General features: G+C 41.7%; 19 protein-coding genes. 11 read left to right on the forward strand and 8 right to left on the reverse strand.

The features are described from left to right. Positions 1 to 97: 97 nt before the first annotated feature. From GKZ89_RS14145 to GKZ89_RS14185, 9 genes are all read left to right on the forward strand, one after another. Positions 98 to 673: a suppressor of fused domain protein gene (locus GKZ89_RS14145; protein WP_155113052.1), complete on the forward strand. Its 576-nt coding sequence runs from the start codon at positions 98 to 100 to the stop codon at positions 671 to 673. A 265-nt stretch (positions 674 to 938) separates the two neighbouring features. Next, positions 939 to 2,456 (forward strand): bifunctional metallophosphatase/5'-nucleotidase, encoded by a 1,518-nt coding sequence (locus GKZ89_RS14150; RefSeq protein ID WP_155113053.1) that lies wholly within the window; start codon positions 939 to 941, stop codon positions 2,454 to 2,456. Between the two features lie 231 nt (positions 2,457 to 2,687). Further along, the gene (locus GKZ89_RS14155; RefSeq protein WP_155113054.1) at positions 2,688 to 3,002 is read left to right on the forward strand and encodes a PadR family transcriptional regulator; all 315 of its coding nucleotides are present in this window, start codon (positions 2,688 to 2,690) and stop codon (positions 3,000 to 3,002) included. Continuing rightward, complete coding sequence (locus GKZ89_RS14160) at positions 2,999 to 3,715, forward strand: DUF2812 domain-containing protein (protein WP_155113055.1); 717 nt, start codon at positions 2,999 to 3,001, stop codon at positions 3,713 to 3,715. Before GKZ89_RS14155 ends, GKZ89_RS14160 begins: the two co-directional genes overlap by 4 nt. A 70-nt stretch (positions 3,716 to 3,785) precedes the next feature. Continuing rightward, the gene (locus tag GKZ89_RS14165) at positions 3,786 to 4,034 is read left to right on the forward strand and encodes a thioredoxin family protein (RefSeq protein WP_155113056.1); all 249 of its coding nucleotides are present in this window, start codon (positions 3,786 to 3,788) and stop codon (positions 4,032 to 4,034) included. Between the two features lie 305 nt (positions 4,035 to 4,339). Then, positions 4,340 to 4,624, forward strand: a complete 285-nt coding sequence (locus GKZ89_RS14170) for a DUF5344 family protein (protein WP_155113057.1) — start codon at positions 4,340 to 4,342, stop codon at positions 4,622 to 4,624. An 11-nt stretch (positions 4,625 to 4,635) separates the two neighbouring features. Beyond that, positions 4,636 to 6,396, forward strand: a complete 1,761-nt coding sequence (locus GKZ89_RS14175; protein ID WP_155113058.1) for a T7SS effector LXG polymorphic toxin — start codon at positions 4,636 to 4,638, stop codon at positions 6,394 to 6,396. Beyond that, entirely contained in the window at positions 6,393 to 6,827 is a 435-nt protein-coding gene (locus tag GKZ89_RS14180) for an SMI1/KNR4 family protein (protein WP_155113059.1), read from the forward strand. Before GKZ89_RS14175 ends, GKZ89_RS14180 begins: the two co-directional genes overlap by 4 nt. Before the next feature lie 124 nt (positions 6,828 to 6,951). Then, positions 6,952 to 7,218, forward strand: coding sequence for a T7SS effector LXG polymorphic toxin (locus GKZ89_RS14185; RefSeq protein ID WP_338324934.1), 267 nt, complete (start codon positions 6,952 to 6,954; stop codon positions 7,216 to 7,218). 280 nt (positions 7,219 to 7,498) lie between these two features. Here the strand turns inward: GKZ89_RS14185 and GKZ89_RS14190 are convergent, their stop codons facing one another. The 4 genes from GKZ89_RS14190 to GKZ89_RS14200 form a co-directional block, all read right to left on the reverse strand. Continuing rightward, entirely contained in the window at positions 7,499 to 8,146 is a 648-nt protein-coding gene (locus tag GKZ89_RS14190; protein WP_155113061.1) for a GAP family protein, read from the reverse strand. After that, positions 8,136 to 8,885 carry a MerR family transcriptional regulator gene (locus GKZ89_RS14195; RefSeq protein WP_155113062.1) on the reverse strand — a complete coding sequence of 250 codons (750 nt, stop codon included), beginning with the start codon at positions 8,883 to 8,885 and terminating at the stop codon, positions 8,136 to 8,138. Before GKZ89_RS14195 ends, GKZ89_RS14190 begins: the two co-directional genes overlap by 11 nt. Further along, a complete protein-coding gene (locus tag GKZ89_RS21020) occupies positions 8,882 to 9,037 on the reverse strand; it encodes a hypothetical protein (protein WP_164502887.1) in 156 nt (51 codons plus the stop codon). The genes GKZ89_RS14195 and GKZ89_RS21020 overlap by 4 nt, the downstream gene beginning before the upstream one ends. A gap of 351 nt (positions 9,038 to 9,388) precedes the next feature. Further along, on the reverse strand, positions 9,389 to 10,075 hold the full coding sequence (locus GKZ89_RS14200; RefSeq protein ID WP_155113063.1) for a coiled-coil domain-containing protein: 687 nt from the start codon (positions 10,073 to 10,075) through the stop codon (positions 9,389 to 9,391). 315 nt (positions 10,076 to 10,390) lie between these two features. On the opposite strand from GKZ89_RS14200, the gene GKZ89_RS14205 reads away from it, so the two are divergent. Then, positions 10,391 to 10,927: a DUF5381 family protein gene (locus tag GKZ89_RS14205; protein ID WP_155113064.1), complete on the forward strand. Its 537-nt coding sequence runs from the start codon at positions 10,391 to 10,393 to the stop codon at positions 10,925 to 10,927. Between the two features lie 308 nt (positions 10,928 to 11,235). Here the strand turns inward: GKZ89_RS14205 and GKZ89_RS14210 are convergent, their stop codons facing one another. From GKZ89_RS14210 to GKZ89_RS14225, 4 genes are all read right to left on the reverse strand, one after another. Then, entirely contained in the window at positions 11,236 to 11,847 is a 612-nt protein-coding gene (locus GKZ89_RS14210; RefSeq protein WP_155113065.1) for a DUF5381 family protein, read from the reverse strand. 61 nt (positions 11,848 to 11,908) lie between these two features. Then, positions 11,909 to 13,597, reverse strand: coding sequence for an endonuclease NucS domain-containing protein (locus GKZ89_RS14215; protein WP_155113066.1), 1,689 nt, complete (start codon positions 13,595 to 13,597; stop codon positions 11,909 to 11,911). A gap of 1,104 nt (positions 13,598 to 14,701) precedes the next feature. Beyond that, positions 14,702 to 15,679: an ATP-binding protein gene (locus GKZ89_RS14220; protein WP_162356890.1), complete on the reverse strand. Its 978-nt coding sequence runs from the start codon at positions 15,677 to 15,679 to the stop codon at positions 14,702 to 14,704. Continuing rightward, entirely contained in the window at positions 15,679 to 16,746 is a 1,068-nt protein-coding gene (locus GKZ89_RS14225; protein WP_155113068.1) for an RNA ligase, read from the reverse strand. The genes GKZ89_RS14220 and GKZ89_RS14225 overlap by 1 nt, the downstream gene beginning before the upstream one ends. A gap of 154 nt (positions 16,747 to 16,900) precedes the next feature. Between GKZ89_RS14225 and GKZ89_RS21510 the strand changes: the two genes are divergently transcribed. Continuing rightward, a complete protein-coding gene (locus GKZ89_RS21510) occupies positions 16,901 to 17,716 on the forward strand; it encodes a thermonuclease family protein (protein WP_155113069.1) in 816 nt (271 codons plus the stop codon). Positions 17,717 to 17,739 lie beyond the last annotated feature (23 nt).

Consider the following 17,739-nt stretch of genomic DNA (forward strand, 5'->3'; position numbering starts at 1 on the left):
CTTAATTGGCTTATTGCCATTCAAGGTTTTTTGAAAAATTACCTGCTGGAGGATATTTATTATATGAGCATGTCAGAAAAATTTTAGGAGGTGTAAGATGTCCATCACTAAAGAAAACAAAATGATTGCTAAATCTGCTTTAGAAGCATTCGGTGGGAAACCTAGCGTATCTAGATATTGGGATGAAAATAACGATAGTAATATTGATTTGTTATCAGTTTTAAATAAACCTTTTGATGGAGTTACATCAATTTCCACTATTGGTTTATCTGAATATCCAATCGAATATTCAATTGATGAAAAACCACTGCGAATAGAAATTGCAGGAGCTTGTGGCTCGGAATTCGAGTATTTTGCAAATGTTTTATCTGCATGTGCTTTCAATATAATAAATACAAAGATGCATGTTTCACATGGTGAAGTATTTAAAGACGTTATAAAAATGTATGATTCAGAAAGCGAGATGAAGCATGTATTATTTACATCACCTTTCATATGGGAAAATCTAGATAACATAGATTTTCCAGATAAAAAAGTTACATGGTTACTGGCAGTTCCAATATCAACAGAAGAGTTGTTATTTGCTAAAAAAGAAGGAACGGAAGCTTTGGAGGATTTGTTTGAAAAAGAAGACATAGATATATTTAATCTAAATAGACAATCAGTTCTTTAACTGAAATTTTATCCATAATAAGTCGTTAATAAAAAGGACAAAGAAGCAACGGGATGGTTCTCGTGCTTCTTTACCTTTTTTAAAAGAATAGTATTAAGAATAATAAAAGAGTTGAATTGTTCATGAGAGTTTACTGTTGGCAATACTTATTACAGCCGTTCCCCCATTAAAATCCCCAACTTAACACCCCCTTAATATCACCTTCACACCTCCCATGTACATTTAATGGGAACGATCCTATTAAATATAATAAAGGAGAGTGTTTATGAACCGCTTTTTTCTTACCCTGATGAGTATTTTAGTGTGTATAGGCTCTTTGCTGCCGAGTTATATGGCCGCGGAAGCCAAGGGGAAACCACGCACAGCAACGGTGCTTTACTTTAACGATGCTCATGAAATTAGTCCGGTTGTGAATGATTTTGGAGATCGGGGCGGCGTTGCCAGGCTTAAGACTGCTATTGATCGAGTTAAAGATGAGAATAAACATACGGCCGTGGCGTTTGGTGGAGACTTGGGCGGAGGTACCCTGTTTGGAGCTGTGTACCAGGGGTTTCCTATGGTAGAAGCCTTTAATAAAATTGGTGTTGATGTGGCTAACTTCGGTCAGCATGATTTCGATTTTGGGTCAGAAGTTACGAAAGAACTGGTCGAGAAATCCAATTTTAAGTGGATGTCTTCTAACCTTACAGATGTTGAGGGAAAACCGTTTGCCGATGTTCCCACCTACAAGATTATCAACAAAAAGGGAATCAAAATTGGCGTGATTAGTCTTACGGATGATATGAGTACGACGTCTTTAGATGGCCAGGTCGTCCAGCAGGATCTGATACAGTCGGCTAAAGATGCAGTTGAGAAAGTCAAGAGAACAAAAAAGGTAGACGCGATTATTGCGTTGACCCAGGAATCGCTAAAAAAAGACGAACAACTATTAGCAGCAGTCCCTGGAATCGATATGGTGTTTACAGAAGAACAAGCGGAGGACCGATCTTTTATCCATGAATACGAAGATAACCGCTACATAGCTGCACCGGAAGGAAACCTCGGCTCGATGATCCGGTTGGATATTAGTAAAGAAGGAAAAGACACCAAGCTGAAGCCGTCCGTAATCGAGGTCGATCACACAGTTCCTGAAGATCCGGAACTAAAAAAGCTCGCAGATTATTATCAAAATAAGCTGGAGGAAGAGCTCGGTAACCCAATCGCCACATTGGAGACCCCTCTCAATTATGGTGACAACCACGAAACGAGAGTTCAGGAAACGAATATTGGGAATTTCGTAGCCGACAGCTATCGCTCATTTTACAACGCAGACATCGGCATGATGAACGGCGGCGGAATCCGGACCAGCGTCCCATCCGGGGAATTCACCCTGCGTGACGCCTACGCCATTCTTCCTTTTCAAAACAAAGTTATCCTTGCAGACGTAAAAGGAGAAACCATCAAAGCCGCACTTGAAAACGGAGTATCAAGAGTCGAAAGCTTAGGCGGAGGATTCATGCAAGTCTCAGGCATGAACTACTCTTATAATCCTGCCAAACCAGTTGGATCCAGGGTAGAAGACATTACAGTCAACAACCAACCACTGGATATGCAAAAAACATACAAAACAGCCATGCTGAATTATGTCTTTAACGGTGGAGACGGATACAGCATGTTCAAGAACAGCACACTCCACGTTGACGAAGCAAACGCCCGAACAGATGCGGAAGTGTTAATCGAGTACGCGAAAGAGTTAGAGGTAATTGATGTGGGGGTAGAGGGAAGGATTAGTGTGTTGAAATAGGAGTAAAGGAAGCAGAGGCATGGGCAGTTACCATGCTTCTTTTTTTTGTCTTTAGTACACGAAAATTAACTGACGATACATATCGACAAGCAGATACATGGGCAGGACGATGAACCGGTCCCTCTGTTCCAAGGAAATAAATGTGGACACTTATATCATAAAGTGATATATTGAAATTAGACAGATGTGTCACATTATGATATATCCATAAGTGATAAATGAGGTGATCAATTGGCCAAAACGGAGCAATTAACAGATTCGATGTTTTATATTATGGCTGCATTGACTAGGCCAAGGCATGGTTATGCAATTATGAACCTGATTGAAGAGACAACAAAAGGGGCGATGACAATAGGTCCCGCTTCGATGTACACCATTATTAAAAAGCTGTTAAAACAAGAGTGGATTTATTTGTTCGATGGATCGGACTCAAGGCGAAAAACCTATTTGCTTACTGAAAAAGGCAGACACGTATTAAATGAAGATGTAAAGCTAAGAAAACGGATGATTGCATTAGCGGAAGCTGGATTGGAGGAGGAAGAATGAGACGCACCAAATATATAATGTCAGGCGGACTGGCGTTCTCTGAGGATAAGGACATGGAAAAATTACGGCGGTTTTCCTTGAAGGGCTGGCATGTTAGCGGTTTTAAGTTCATGGGCTATGTCCTCGAAAAAGGGGAAAAATTAGATTGCATTTACAGTGTAGATTATCGTCCAATTAAAGAGGAGGAAGAAGAGGAATATGCTGAATTTTTTTCATCATCTGGCTGGGCGCATATCGCCTCAGAAGGAGACGTACATCTATTTCGGGCAAACCCCGGTACAAAACCAATATACACGGATCGCGAAACAACCGTTGAGAAATATGAAAATTCAGCAAGGCCCATCAACAAGCTAGCGGTCCCCCTAGTTTTAGCAACCGTACTCTTATGGGTTGGAGCTATGGTAAGCTATGGTTTCTTAAACATATTCCTTACTGTAGCGGCGATTGTCTTAAGTGTAATAGCCATTCCGGCAGCCTGGACGGCCCTCGCAGCAGCCAGGAACAGATGGAAGGCAAACAATAAAAAAACGTTTGTTTATGTGTCATACCTACTGCCAATCCTTGTTTTATTGATAGCTGTTCTTGGCCTATTGCTTTTCGATATCCGTGCCGTCCGCATGCTGGTTTATATGGTGATCGGAGCCATAGCCTTTCCAGCTACTATTTGGTTCATTATGTCTTTTTCTCACAAAATGAGAAAGGATAAGGTCTAAAATAAAGGTCAAAAGCCTCGTTCCCTTCCAATCATAGCAAGGCCTTATTAATTTATAATGTTCCCATAGAATGGAATGGTATCTATTTCATTATTCGCGCGGTTCCCCTGCAAGTGCTGTTTCTTTAACTGGAATTATAGCTGCAGATGAAAGCACTGGAGAGAAAATCTACTCTTTTGATGTAAGTCAGAATCCAGAAGGTTGGGAACGGTTTGGAATAGAAAGCATACCGACATTAGTCATTTTTGAAAAGGGACTAGAATATGCAAAAATATTGGGTGAAAAGAACAGGCAGCAATATGAATTGATTTTTAGCTAGTTCTTAACTGATTTCCGCAGAGTAAACTCTGTGGAATTTTTTATGATAAAAACTTAAGGTTTCCCAACAAATAGAAAGTGGTAATAAAGCAGTGTGTTGAACCAAAAAATTACATATTTTCATAAGAAGTTAAGTAGTCTGAATTAAATAGAGTTCTAAATCTGCTAATGGAATTCAGTTCATTTGGTCCATGAAACAAACACTGGATTCAAAGAAAAAGACTTTTTACCGGTATTACTAACTGGAAATAAATGATAAAGTTTTTGTAGATAAATCTGGAAATTTGTCCGTGAGGAGTGGAATGAGTGGATAGTGTAGTGAAGCTGAAGCATGCGGATGTGACGGGGCATCTGAATGAGATCACTAACTTGCTGGAGAGTGTCGTGCTTCCTTCCCCAAGTGAAGAGTCATGGGGAGAGAATGATTTGCGGCTGACAAAAGAATGGCTCAAAAGAGAGCGGGAAGTCTGTCAGATGTTGGAAGAATACAAAAAAAGTGGTACGGAAAAATGTTGGGATACCCATGCGAACATTGATTTTCTAAGAGAGCAGGATGAGTCCATAACCTATCAGTTTGGACCGGTCCGGTAAGGAGGAGCAGGATGCCAAGAACGTACGACTCAGAAGCTCTGCTCCTGGCGACTAACAAGCGAAAGGAACAATACACCCAGCTCGTCTCCCAGCTGCAGTCACTGAATAAAAAGTACATGGCCATAATTCAGGATGAAGAGTTTCAAGGGAAAGGCGCCGACGCTATCAAGAATTTTTACACAGAGCACACCATCCTGATCGGAAAATGGATTGGCTTCTGCTACATGCAAATCGCCTTCATCAACAGCATCCCAGGCGAAATAACCGACCACAACCTCTCAGAGAAGACCTTCATCCGGGAAGAATTCGTGGAAGGAGAAGTCAGAGACGGAATCGAAAAGTCCAGAGAGATGGTCGTTGACCAGAAGGAGACGCTGGACAAGATCCTATCAGGGATCAAAGATATCCTGCCTCTGGAGGTCTTCTCAAGTGAAGCATTCGAAACCAATATGCGTAAAACATCCAAAAGAGCCACGAAATCCGTACAAAACATGCACAAAGCAGACATCGCCCTAACCGAAGACTACGGCACCTCCAAAATGAACCAGCAGTTCATCAAGCAATACTACACCGAGCTCAATCAAGCCACCAATGGCTCCAAAAATGTAAACCAGATCATGTTCAGCACAGAGGACTTCCGCAAGCGGGAGTTTTATAAGGACATAGAGGCTGTGGATGAGAATGCGGTGGAGTATGTAAAGGAAAAGAACGAGGAACTACGAGTCCGAAGGGTTGAGGAGCTTAAAAAGAAACTCGAGAATTATCATAAACTTTCTCAAGCCGAATTCTTAGAGATAGGTAAAGAAATCGGGTATGATGAGCTGACAAGTGAGCAGCAGGCAGTTTATAGAGCGTATGTAAATGCAAAAAACAAAGCAGATTTTGGAAGGGGAGTTACCCAGGGAATCTCCGAAACGGCATCAGAAGCTTTAGATTCAGTCCTAAACTTGGGTGAGAGTGCGCAAGGTTTAGGACAAGCTATTAAAGACCCGATGGGAACCTTAAATATCATGGTTGACGATGTAAAGACTTCATACACCCGTGACGTCCTTGAAGGCGATACGGTCTCCAGATCCCGCTGGTTCACATCAGAATTTTTATCTATAATAGGTACAAAAGGAATCGGCAGCGCCGCCAAAAAAAGTCTGGAAGCTTCAAAGATAGGGGACAAGGTATCAGATGGAGCGGATGCGGTAAAGAGGAAGATGCCTTTTTTGGAGGATATTCCCTATAATGCAATGAGTCCGGCTGGATTGTCGAGTTCGTTTAGGGTTAATTCAATAAATGATATTAAGAGTAATAAGAATTTTGATAAAAATAAGACAACCGGATTAAGAATTAGTCCTCATCTAATAAAAAAATATGTTAAAGATGTTGAGATGCGGACTAATAGAAAAATACCCAAATCTCAAATAGAAGAATTAAAAGAAGCACTAAGGAATAAAGAATATGAAAAATTGTCTCCTGTAGAAACGAGAAAAAACCGTAGAGATTTTAATAAAGTTAAGAACAAGCTTATAGTGGAATGGGAAGAAAAAACAAATCAAAAATGGCCAACCTACAAAGAAGACGTTATTTCTAAAACCACTGGTGAACCTTTAAGAAGAAAAGGCGATAAGTATGATGCTCATCATATAATTGAAAATAGTTACGGGGGAGAACATGAATGGTGGAACATTCACCCGGCTAAATACCCTAGTGAGCACCAATCTGGTATTCATGGGTCGGGATCCCCTGCCAATGAATTATTTAAAGGAGGTAAAAAACAATGAGATATGAATTTATAAAAAATAATAAAGGTAGTGAGTTTTTCCCTGTTGAACTTTCTGAGATTGAAGAAGTAGAGGAGGCTTTAGGGTTAAAATTGCCCTCAGAATTAAGGGATTTATTTATTGAAGTTGGTTATGGTTTTCTTGGGGAAAGTGAAAATAATATTAATCGATTGATGGGACCTTATTCACTTAGAGATGCAAGACTGAAAGTAAATGATTTTGAATTTTATCCGGATATTGATGCTTACGAAGATTTGGAAGAAACAAAATTGATTTTTTTTGAAGCCAGTGAAAGTGCTCTTCTGCTAATTGAAATGGGTGAAGGGAAAGATAATTCAATCTATTATGATGATATAAAGATTGCAAATTCATTAGAAGAGTTTCTAAAAAAAATGATGGAAAATGACAATTATTATATTGATATAGAATAAAATTCAGATTGTACATGACGGCAGGAAGCATACAAATATCAATGGGCTCGATAGATTAATATCTATGGAGCTTTTTTTATTATTTTCAAAAATTCTAGAATGTTAACAAAGCATTATCAACAGCATACCAGGTGAAATAGCCGACCACAACCTCTCAGAGAAGACCTTCATCCGGGAGGAGTTCGTGGAAGGGGAAGTCAGGGACGGAATCGAAAAGTCCAGAGAGATGGTCGTTGACCAAAAGGAGACGCCGGACAAGATCCTATCAGGGATCAAGGATATCCTGCCGCTGAAGGTTGGTTGCAGTGAGATACAACTACCACACTTACTACTCGATAAAAATTTACATATGAGAATGACAAAGCTTGTTTTGATAAGCAAGTTTCCATAAGAAAATGAATGAACCACTAAAAAATATTTTAAAGCTAGGGTCAAGGGGACTGGAACCTTGTCCCTTCTTTAGCTGGCACGCCTGTTGGGCGCCTTCAACAGCCTAATTATATTTAGGCAGCACTAATTTGGTAAACGGAGGTACTTAAGAAAAAACAGGAATCTTAGAAAGGCCCATTATCCCCTTTTTGCTCAAGAAATGACGCTTTTTATTACCTTTAAACTTAACTGATTGAATACTGGATTTTTAGGACGATGTATCTATCCCTGTGTTTCAACGGTCAAATCGTATTTAGAATCAACAAGATCCCGACAATACACATCACCCAGCTCAATACTGAATTGGATTGCTCCGTGAGCTTCATCCGGAGTCTCTCCAGAGGTCCTTCCAGCCATTTTCGCAACAGGCGATATCCAATGAAAAGCAGCACAGCTGGCAAGACCATAACCAGCGTATAAACGATGAGGGCCGGGAGCCACTGATACATGGGCAGTTCTTCCGATGTCATGAGTCCGATGGCCGCGAAGTATGGGAAGGCGGTGCCGGCTTCAATGAGGAAGGTGGTGAGCCCAATCAGGATGATGGAGAGGAGGCTTTCCGTCTTTGGGACGGGGATATAGCGCTTCTTGCTTGCGGGAATGAAGAAGCTTAACGTGAATAAAATCACGCCGATTCCGAATAGGGTCCTGGTTACAATCACATGCTCGGTTAGGGAGCTGAACGCATCGAGGATGAAGGTGAAGCTGAGCATCAGGCCGATCCCGAGGGCCGCGTACAGGGTAGCCACCGTTAGCAGGTAGGTGAATAGGCGCGATGCGATCCCTGATTTATTTCTTAATAGCAGAAATAGCGTGACCCCGATGATGGTTGGACTCAGAGTGTCGAGGAGAGCCAGGCTGCCGAGGTAAAGGAGAAGTTCAGTCCCCATGCGTTTTCACCGTATAGTGGGTGTAAGCTTTTGCCATCAGTTCGAGGACGTCCTGGTCGACAGGATATAAACGATGCTCCTCGGATTTTTCGGGACACATGCGAATCTCCCAGAGCTGGTCAAGGAACGCGTCTTCCCCATCGAAATCGAGGGCCCGTTTCTCGTCCATCCGACGGATGATGCTCTGAATCCGTGGATGGGTCGGCCCGAGATTCATATACCTCTTGAGCTGGCCGAGAAGGGCAATCCACTCGACAGAATCAGGGTCCATGCTGTTCATATTCGGCACGCGCTCAAGGACGGATTCGTCATGCACGTCCCAGTCGTCTTGGGGCTTCAGGAGAGATTCCTTCTTTCCCCGGTTGTAAAGGCTCATGATTTTCGAAATTTGAAATTCCTCCCCGTCAATCGCGAGGCCGTTCATGAGCTCGCGCAGGGACGATTCAATATCGGACAGTCGATCTTTTTCATTCAGAACATAAGACAATTGCTTCTTCAGACTCTCCGCCCAGTCCCACTCCCTTGACGACAGAATTTCCCCGATCTCGGCAAGTTGAAAGCCGATCGACTTAAGAAACTGGATCTGCTGAAGCTTCTTCAGTTCCGCTGACGTATATAACCGATGGCCGCCGTCAGTCTTACCCACTGGGATCAGCAGACCTATTTGCTCGTAATAGCGAAGCGTTCGTACCGACACCCCGCTCATTTTCTTAACTTCATGGATATGCAGGTATTTCATCCTTCCTTCCCTTCTTTCGATGCCTTCCCAGCCTTCAGTATGTATCCCAATCCCAGTCCTGCCAGGACACCTGGAATCGCGGCATCGAATACGAGCCCAATTCCTGCACCGGCGATGACACAACCGTAAATCACTAGATCTTCCTTTTTCATCTTCGGATCTCCTCCTCTTTTTAAGTATAAAAGATGACGTTGCGTCACTTACAAGTGAAATAATTTATCAGTTGAAGGTGACGCTGCTTCATCTTCTATCATGAGGATGCATGCGGACGGTTCCACACTCTAAGGGAGGGCGGTACTACTAGCGTAAATGATCATACAAAAAATCTTTTAAAATAAATATAAAGGTAGGAAAGGAACTAAACTAAATAATCCAGAAGAATACGTTTTTTAAAAGTATATACTTAAAAGAGAACAAGCTTAAAGCCTGTTCTCTTTTCTTAACTGTTTATGATTTAGGTAATAGTAAGAGGTAAGTGTGAACTAATTGTTTCTGCTGATCTCTTATTTCAGACTGGATTTGCTTACCCCAGTTCCAGGCACTTGATAAGTAAGCTTAAGCATTTCTCCGGAATTATTCTTTTTAAAATACTGGACATCTCCTGCAGCAATTGTTTCGTTGAAGACTTCACCTCTAGTCGTGCTTGTGATTACTGCGTTTACTGGCACGCCATTAGGATTCGTTAGACGGATTGTTCTTTCATTTTCACCAGTTTTCTCTTCATCTTGGTTTGTAACAATGGTAAAGCCAAGATCGTTTCCAGTTACTTTAACATCACTGTGGTCCACGATGGTTCCGCTTATTACATCTTTATCTGATGCATTCACCGCAGCTGCTGTAAGGGATTTTACGCTTTCCATATCCGTATTTGCTTTAGTAATGTCCGTGTTTGCTTTCGTTACCTCACTGTTACCTTTTGCCACTTCTGCATTTGCGTTATTCACTTGGGTATTCAAGCGGTCAATCTCACCCTCTAAACGGTCAATTTCTTGGTTTTTCAGGTCAATTGTGCTGTTTGCCGTGCCGATTTTTGTTGCTGCTTCATCAGCTGTCAGCATGATCCGGTCTTGAAGCTTGTCAACATTCATCTTAATTTCGTCCATGAATACAGCTCCTGTGTATCCTACTGCTGAAACCGTTAACGTCCCTGCTACAATCCCTGCGAAAACCTTACCTGTAATAAAACCCATTTATAAATCCCCCTGTTATGTTTTTGTTCTTTATGAAGAACCTAGGTCTATAATAACCCTTTTATCATAGATCCTAAAGACCCAAAAACGGCTATTTTGTTCTTTTTAAAGGATAAAAAGAGTGTATATCTCCTTATTTCGTTCGTTTTCATAGGATATCTAGGTATTTGTTCCTTTTTGAGAACGAGAGCGGAGTAATGAGTGCAATATTAATAGGTTTTTCCGTCTATAGAACTGGGTATTAAATGGAATAAAAAGTAAGGTGTTGAGGTTTCTTATTTTAATTTATCTTACTAAATGGTGCAGGAGGATCCCTTGAATAGAGCATATTCGCAAAATTACCCAGTAAAAATAAAAATGAATCCTTTCTTTTTTGTCTGGCTATTTATGGTGACAATCGGGGGGATTGCCGTAAGCATTTTTTTAGTTAGGAGCGGCCTCCAATTTACATCATCTTATTCACTAATATACATATTTGTTGGAATAGTGACGCTTCCTTTTTCAATGCTCACAACGATCCTCTGGGTTCCGTCGTTTTTGAAAAGAGGCACCACTTTGTATTCTATCTACGAAGGGAAAGATGGCTATATCACAGACGGAAAAAGGAAAGCTGTTTTCAAGGATATACGGGATATTCGTTTGAATCTATTTAGGCCTAGCCTTCAAGGACTTTTTTATCAGGAATTAATTGTCACCACTTTTGAAAACCGGGTAATCCGGTTTCACACCTTCAACACATTAAAACCACTTGATGTAAAGCAGCACATAGAGAAATATGTCATTCCCCACATGCATCCGCAAGCTCAGGAGGCATGGTTCAGGAAGTTTACAAATGGCAGAATCCAGCCTTAATACATATTGTCGGGAGAGGTGTGAACGGCCCTGCAAGATGATAAGAATTCAAATCATAAACAGAAAAAGCGGGACGAAAAAGGAGAAGGCTGTATAAGCGACTTGAAAGGTGGCTGCCTGGACAGCTGCAGCTGCACGAATGGCTGCTTCACATTAGCCATGATCCCTATTCAGTTTATTGTGCTTGGGTATTATTTGGTTGATCTGGTCATATAAAATAGAGCCTGTCCCATTCGAGAATTTGAACCTTTCGCTCCGATTTTGCATCATCTAAAGAACCCTCCATATGGAGGGTTTCACCTTTTTGATTATCCGTTCAATTTTCGATTCCAATGTTCCTGAGCCTCAGGAGTCATATTTGGAAGTATGTAGGCTCTTACTTCCTGGTTAAATTGTTCGACGTCGAGAAGATTATATGTAGGAATTCTTACCTTTTTATCGTTAAGTGTATAGATAACCAGATCCGTAAAGAACAAAGATCGGATGGTATAACCATAGCGTTCTACTTTAAGGTCTTTAATATTTCTGATTGCTACTGATTTTTTGGAGGATTGAATTTTGCCTTCTGGGCCCGGGTGGATGGTAAACAAAACTCTGCCCTTTTTGAATAACCCTGGAGAGATATGCAAAAATCCATAGAAATTAAAAAGCATTCCTATTAAAGATCCGGTAACCCCCAATATGGAGTATGCCGAATCAAATTTGATGGCATTTAAGAAAATGGCTGCAAAGACTATAAATGACCCTACAGTCGCAATGAATCCAAAAATTCGCATTTTTTTATTGTATTTAACTTCAATAATTTCGTTTTTGTAACCTGCGTCCACAATCAATCTCTCCCTATAGATGCTATTCTGATTTGACTTGGAAGCTTTAGTTCCACATGGATTCCATCTAATTGGAAAATTAACTATCTCCATTAAGTTATAACTCATCATTTTTCGAAAAACATTCCAACGTGTAAGGGAAATGACGGTACGTCTAACCAAGATGTTTTTTCAAAGTTTCTCCTATCTGCTCATACGTCATGCTCAAGCAAGAAAAGCAGGATGCGCAATGAGCGAGGAGAAGATTAGTGCCTTCCGACTGTTCAAATTGGATTCCTTGGTATTGGACCAGGTTGTCGGCAAGGGTATAGAGAAGGCCGTTGTCTGCCTGTTCGCCCTTATAGTATTCATTAGCGAGACGGTAAAATTCGAGAAAAATGCCTTCCAATGCCGGATGGCTATGGATTAATCTTTTATATAGGCGATCATCTAATGGCACTTCCATCACATAGGCGTTTTGAAAAATGACTTGAAGGACGTCACTCAATGGTGTAGATGTTTCAGCTATGACTGGGATTTCCCAACCCTTACATAGAGATGAAGGAGAATTGAATATTTGTGTATTTCTCAGTTTTTCATTTTTAAAATGATACGTATAAATAATTTGTTCAGCACTCACATAACTGATTTCATACTCCATGACGTAATCCAGATCTGCGGCTGACAGAGAATCAACAAATGCGCTGTCCGAAGTGTTGGAAATGACAAGGGATGTCCTTGGAATGGAATGAACGTACCCATCTTCGCTCATCATTCCATAGTAAGTGACATACACCGTCCCTGTTTCCTTAGGCAGACGATTCAGATTAAGCTCGTATCCCTCATCCGAAGTTGATTTGTATTCCTGTTCAGTAATGATGACCTGAATGTCCTTACCGCTGGCAGCTGGACGAGGAGTGTTGCCAGCAAAAGCAGGTGATATATTTTCAAGGGAGAACTGCCAACCGTAGTTATACATATTCCATTGATATTCCTGGAGTTTCTGAAGAATCTGGCCTTCAAAATGCGGCAAGATGCCATTTCCGACCAAAATCCCATGCAGGTGAGGGACGTTATGTTCCTCTTTATATTCTTCGATATACGATTTCAGTTGTGAAATCACTTTAAGGTCAATGGGTCCTTTCTTTATTTCGACGATGGCGAGTTCTTTCGTTTTTATGTCTTCCATAAGCAAATCAAGGCGTCTGCCGCTTTTTTCAAAGACATATTGCCGTTCTTTTACAACAAGGTTTTCACCAAGAAGCGATGGGTTGTTATAAATTAATTCTTCTATATCATTCTCCAGCAGCAAAGGAATTTCTTCGCTGGCTAACTGCTTTTTCGGATTGCTGAAGCGTGTTTGGGGAGCAGAGAAAATAATCTCCTTCAGAGTATCTATCTGCTGTTCGCTGAGTAGGAACCAGCTACGGAACCTGGAAGCGAGAGAACCGGAAACAGTTGGATTGGAGTACGGATTAAAGGGAATTGCAAGTTTTTTCAACAATGATTCATTCAACTCCAGGGGATTAACGAGCACAAAAGAATGAATGGGATGACCAAAGGCAATAGCTTCATCGGGGCTCTGCTGTCTGCGCTGCAAATGGGGATTATGGTATTTGCTTTTAATGAGCGGGTTGCTTATGGCTTCGCCAATTGGCATGACGGTTTCTATTTCATAAAAAGCCGTTATGTACCGCTTATGTCGGATGCTTGTATGAAAAAACAAATAATCCCCCTTCTTTACATACTGTAGCAGTTTTCTCCCATTTACTCCTTTATCCCCAAACGTAAACTCGGAGAACAGTGGATCTTCTTCTCCATCATTCTTCTTCGGATCCACATAGGAAATAAGATAGCTTGCCATAGTAATCACTCCTTTAAATTTACTATAATAAGGGAATTATAGCATGTACAGGAAAAGGGAGGGGGCTAATTCCTCAATACGTACTTGGAAATTAAAGAGTTACCCTAACTCTTTTTGGAGTAAGCTTGAATGATTACCCTTACAGAATGCGTAACTGTTTCTAACCGGTCGGATGAAAGTTCAACATTGTGAATGATCAAATCGAGAATGTTGTTCTTTACTGCATTGGAGTGACGGAGAGCAGAAGCCTCACAGAAAGATTTAATGGATTCTGTAGAATACTTGAAGATGTTTTCAAACAAGCTATCTTCGTATTTTTTTCCATACTCTTCTCCTTTTGATTAGTGTATAGAAGATTGAAACGACGCTGAACCAACATATATAAAAGCTTGGCAAAAGCACTATTCTTTTCTTTATACTTTTTCTCCCAAATAAATGATTGAAGTAGAGAAAATCGTATGCTACTATTTACTTAATCGAATTTCTTCAGATTTTATGTTTTTAATTTTTTTAGTTTTTTTTTCTGGTGCGATGAACCGAACATCGCATCTTTTTTTATCTTTAAAAACCTGTTGTCACCTGATGATAATTGTCTTCCGTTTGATTTCATTATTCAGGGAGAATCTATCAGCTGGGAAAACCATTTGTTAGATTTAGTTTTGACCCTGATTACTATTTCACTGATGAGGAAGAAGAGCTGATAAAACTAACATTTACCGACTGTATAAAAGCCGTTTTCTCGGTAACGAGTAACTTATTGACTGTTCCCGAAGAAGAAAAACAGGCATACAGTATGAGCTGGTATACAATCCAGCATTATAGACTGTTAAAGAATAGTGAATGGGTGACAAGATATAAACAGCAAGGATTGCTGCACCTTAAAATTTTTACTGCCGATCATGAGAAGGCTTGGTTATCGGTTATCAGTAAAGGAATTTTAGCTGAGCGAGTATAAACTGCAGATTGGTTTGAAATCCATAGTGTAAAAAAGCTCCCCAAAGGGAAAATCTGCGGAGCTTGATAAATGATTAAGAGATCAATGCGATAGGGGGAATACCAGTTGATGCTAATTAGAAAGCAATAGATACGATTCCTTCTTCCTTGTCACTTCCCCTCCATATCCGCCTCATGAAGAATCAAAAGCTTCTCAAATGCGTCTTCTCCCATCAGCTGTCTGACTTCTTTCATTTTCTTTTCGGAGGCGTTCATGGGGATCATGTGCATTTGGATGAGGCCGGTTGTCAGGTGGATGAATGGCTGGCCGTATCCGAGTTTTGTGAGCCAGTAGACGGCCAGCTGGGAGGAGACGTATTCATGGCCGATGAAGCTTGCGTATCTGGTTGGTTCGCCTTTGAAGTTGATAAAAGACTTGCAGAAGCCTTTTCCGAGATCATGAAACAGGGCGGCCCACAGCATTTGCAGTTTGTCTGCGCCTTCGTATTCATCCAGGATCTTTTTCCAGACGTGAAAGGTGTGCCTGCTGATGGAGAAGCTGTGGTAGGACGAGTCCTGAGGCACATTGAAGATGGATTGAAAGTCTGGAATATGGATTTGCAGTTCGCTGAAAAGCAGATCATGCTCCCGGTCGGCAGTGATGAGATTTAACAGGCTTTCTCTGGAGTCCGCCGTGTTCGTTTCACTTGAAACCATGATGACCTCGTTCCAGCCCTCATTCACGAAAGGAATCTGCATCGCTTTGTACATTTTATCAATAACGGTCTTGGACACTTTTCTTTCGCGCTGATTATTGCGCTGCAGCACGGTCTCATAGTGCTCATTCACGTAGTAAGCATGTTTCACTTCGCATTTAATTACATGGTTGATCAGGTGTTTCCGGCGCTTGCGGTTTGTGTTGGTGGCGTCATAGATGACATTCCCGCCATCCGCCAAGTGCAGGTTGATCCTTTTGTGCAATTCTTCGAAAATGAAATCGTTTCTGCTCTGATCCTGGACATCCCCGAGCAGTTCTTCTCTAAGCAGGTCGGACGAGAAGACCACCGCATCGATTTCTTTTGCCAGCTTTTCGGCATAGGTCGATTTCCCGCTGCCGGGCAGACCGATCATCATATTAAAGGAGGGCATCATTCCACCTCCCCGATGTACTGTACGTAATTTTTGTAGATATGCTCTCTTACGGCATCGTCTTTTAATTTTCCATCTGCTTTTTTGTATACTAAATATTTTAATTCGTTCGGCACATTCTGATTAACATACAGGGCGAACGATTTCCGGTCGGAAGAATGCTCATCCGCCGCTGAAAAATGATGCGTGACCACGGCCGTTAAGTCCTTCGAATGGCCATCAAGCCTCGTCTTGAATCCTTCTATTTCTTCACGGAATTCCTCAGGCATTTTAAGGATCAATTCTTCTATTTTTCCGCTCGCCCAGTACTCTGTTTTCAATTTGTCTGATAACCCATACGCGATTTTGTGGATGTCCAGATAGCTGCTGCCTTTAATTTTCAGCCTCATGCCATTCGGCCATCTAAGAACCCAGCCTTCGCTGTTATGATCAATGGTGTCTTTCAATTTGATTGCTTCTTCTACCGTCAGCTTGATCTGTTCGGTGACCTGCATCCCGAGTTCTTTCCCGAGCTCCTGCAGCTCGGTATGGCTGTAGTCATGGCCGGTGAACCGGTTAATGGCCCCAATGATAATCAAATCCGACATGCCGTTGTAATTGACAACCACCCTTGTAGAGGAGTGGATAATTTCTACTAAAAGCGTGATTTCATTTGGGACCTGCACGTGAGAATAGTTTTGATCCCAGATCACTTGAGCCGCTTTCGCCTGCTCGGATTCAAAGGAACCCCTCGTGGACCAGTACAATTTACCGTTGATTCGGTAGCAAATGCCTAAAGAACCATCATGTTTAATAGTGAATTCCGGCATTTCTGAAAATGGAATCGCAGCCTCTAATTCCGGCATCTCTCCATGGTTAAAAAACTTCGGGAACGGCCTTGCCAGTACTTCGCCTGTTGACTCATCCAAAATTAACCCTCTGCATTGCAACGTAACCTCATTCCAGCGTTTTTCGTATGTAGCATGATCGGTATAGTTAAGGATGACGATATGCGGATGCTCCGGATGGAGCCTTCTGTTAATAAACTTGCCCTCAACTTCTGGCATATATTGTTCTTTTGTAAACACGGTGATCTCTCCTTTTCCTTATTTTACTATATAAAGCAGGGAATCTCTTTTTCTTTTTTGACCAAATAATGAGGTCTGACCTTCTGTTAATCTATGTAAATAGAATGAAGAATAAGTATAATTATGGAAAAGGGTTTTAAAGGGGGCACATTCTGTGAAAATACAATATTTGTCCGGATTCATTTTTTCCATAGGATTAACCGTTCTGCTAACCGGATGCAGTGATAAGCCCGCGAGCGAAGCATCGGTTCATTCCGGGGAGAAGGAGACAGAGGAAAAAGCGGGCAAGGAAACACCTGCGAAAAATGAGTCCAAGAAAGAGAATTCAAAGCTGGAGGAAGACAGTACGAAAAAGCAACAGCCTGATGATGCAGCGCTGAAAACTGAACAGAGCGAGGCCAAAAATCCGGAATCGGTCGAAAACGTGCCGGATGAAGTCGAGCTTCAGAATGGCGAGAATGAGCAGCCGATTGAAACAGAGCCTGAATCAGACTGGAGTGAGGCAGATGTGAAAAAATTGCCTCCCGGTGCCGAAGAAGTGATGGTGGTCCGGGTCATCAGCGGGGATACGGTGGAAGTGCTCGGGGAGAAGGGGAAGGAAACCGTAAGGCTGCTGCTGGCAGACACACCCTCTGATCCATCACAGGACAGCATGTTCGGCTATCAGGCTGCTGCCTTCACCAAAATGTCGATCGATGGACAGATGGTTTTCCTGGAACGCGGCGAGGGATACATTGAAGGCCAAAAACCAACACTCGGTTACATCTGGCTGAAACAATCGGATCCGGTAAACTTCAATAAACTCCTTCTAAGCAGCGGATATGCAAGGATGGTGCCATCTGAGCGAAATCCAAAATATGAAACCGAATTCCGTAAAGCCGAAGCAGAGGCGAAGCTTGCAAAGAGAGGGATCTGGGAGATGGAGGGGTATGTGACGGAGGAGGGGTTTGATTCGTCAGTTGTGGAGTAGGGGCTGAGAAAGGCTCCTAAATT

The sequence above is a fragment of the Metabacillus mangrovi genome, from assembly GCF_009711125.1.
In the GTDB taxonomy this organism is placed as follows: Bacteria; Bacillota; Bacilli; order Bacillales; family Bacillaceae; genus Metabacillus_B; species Metabacillus_B mangrovi.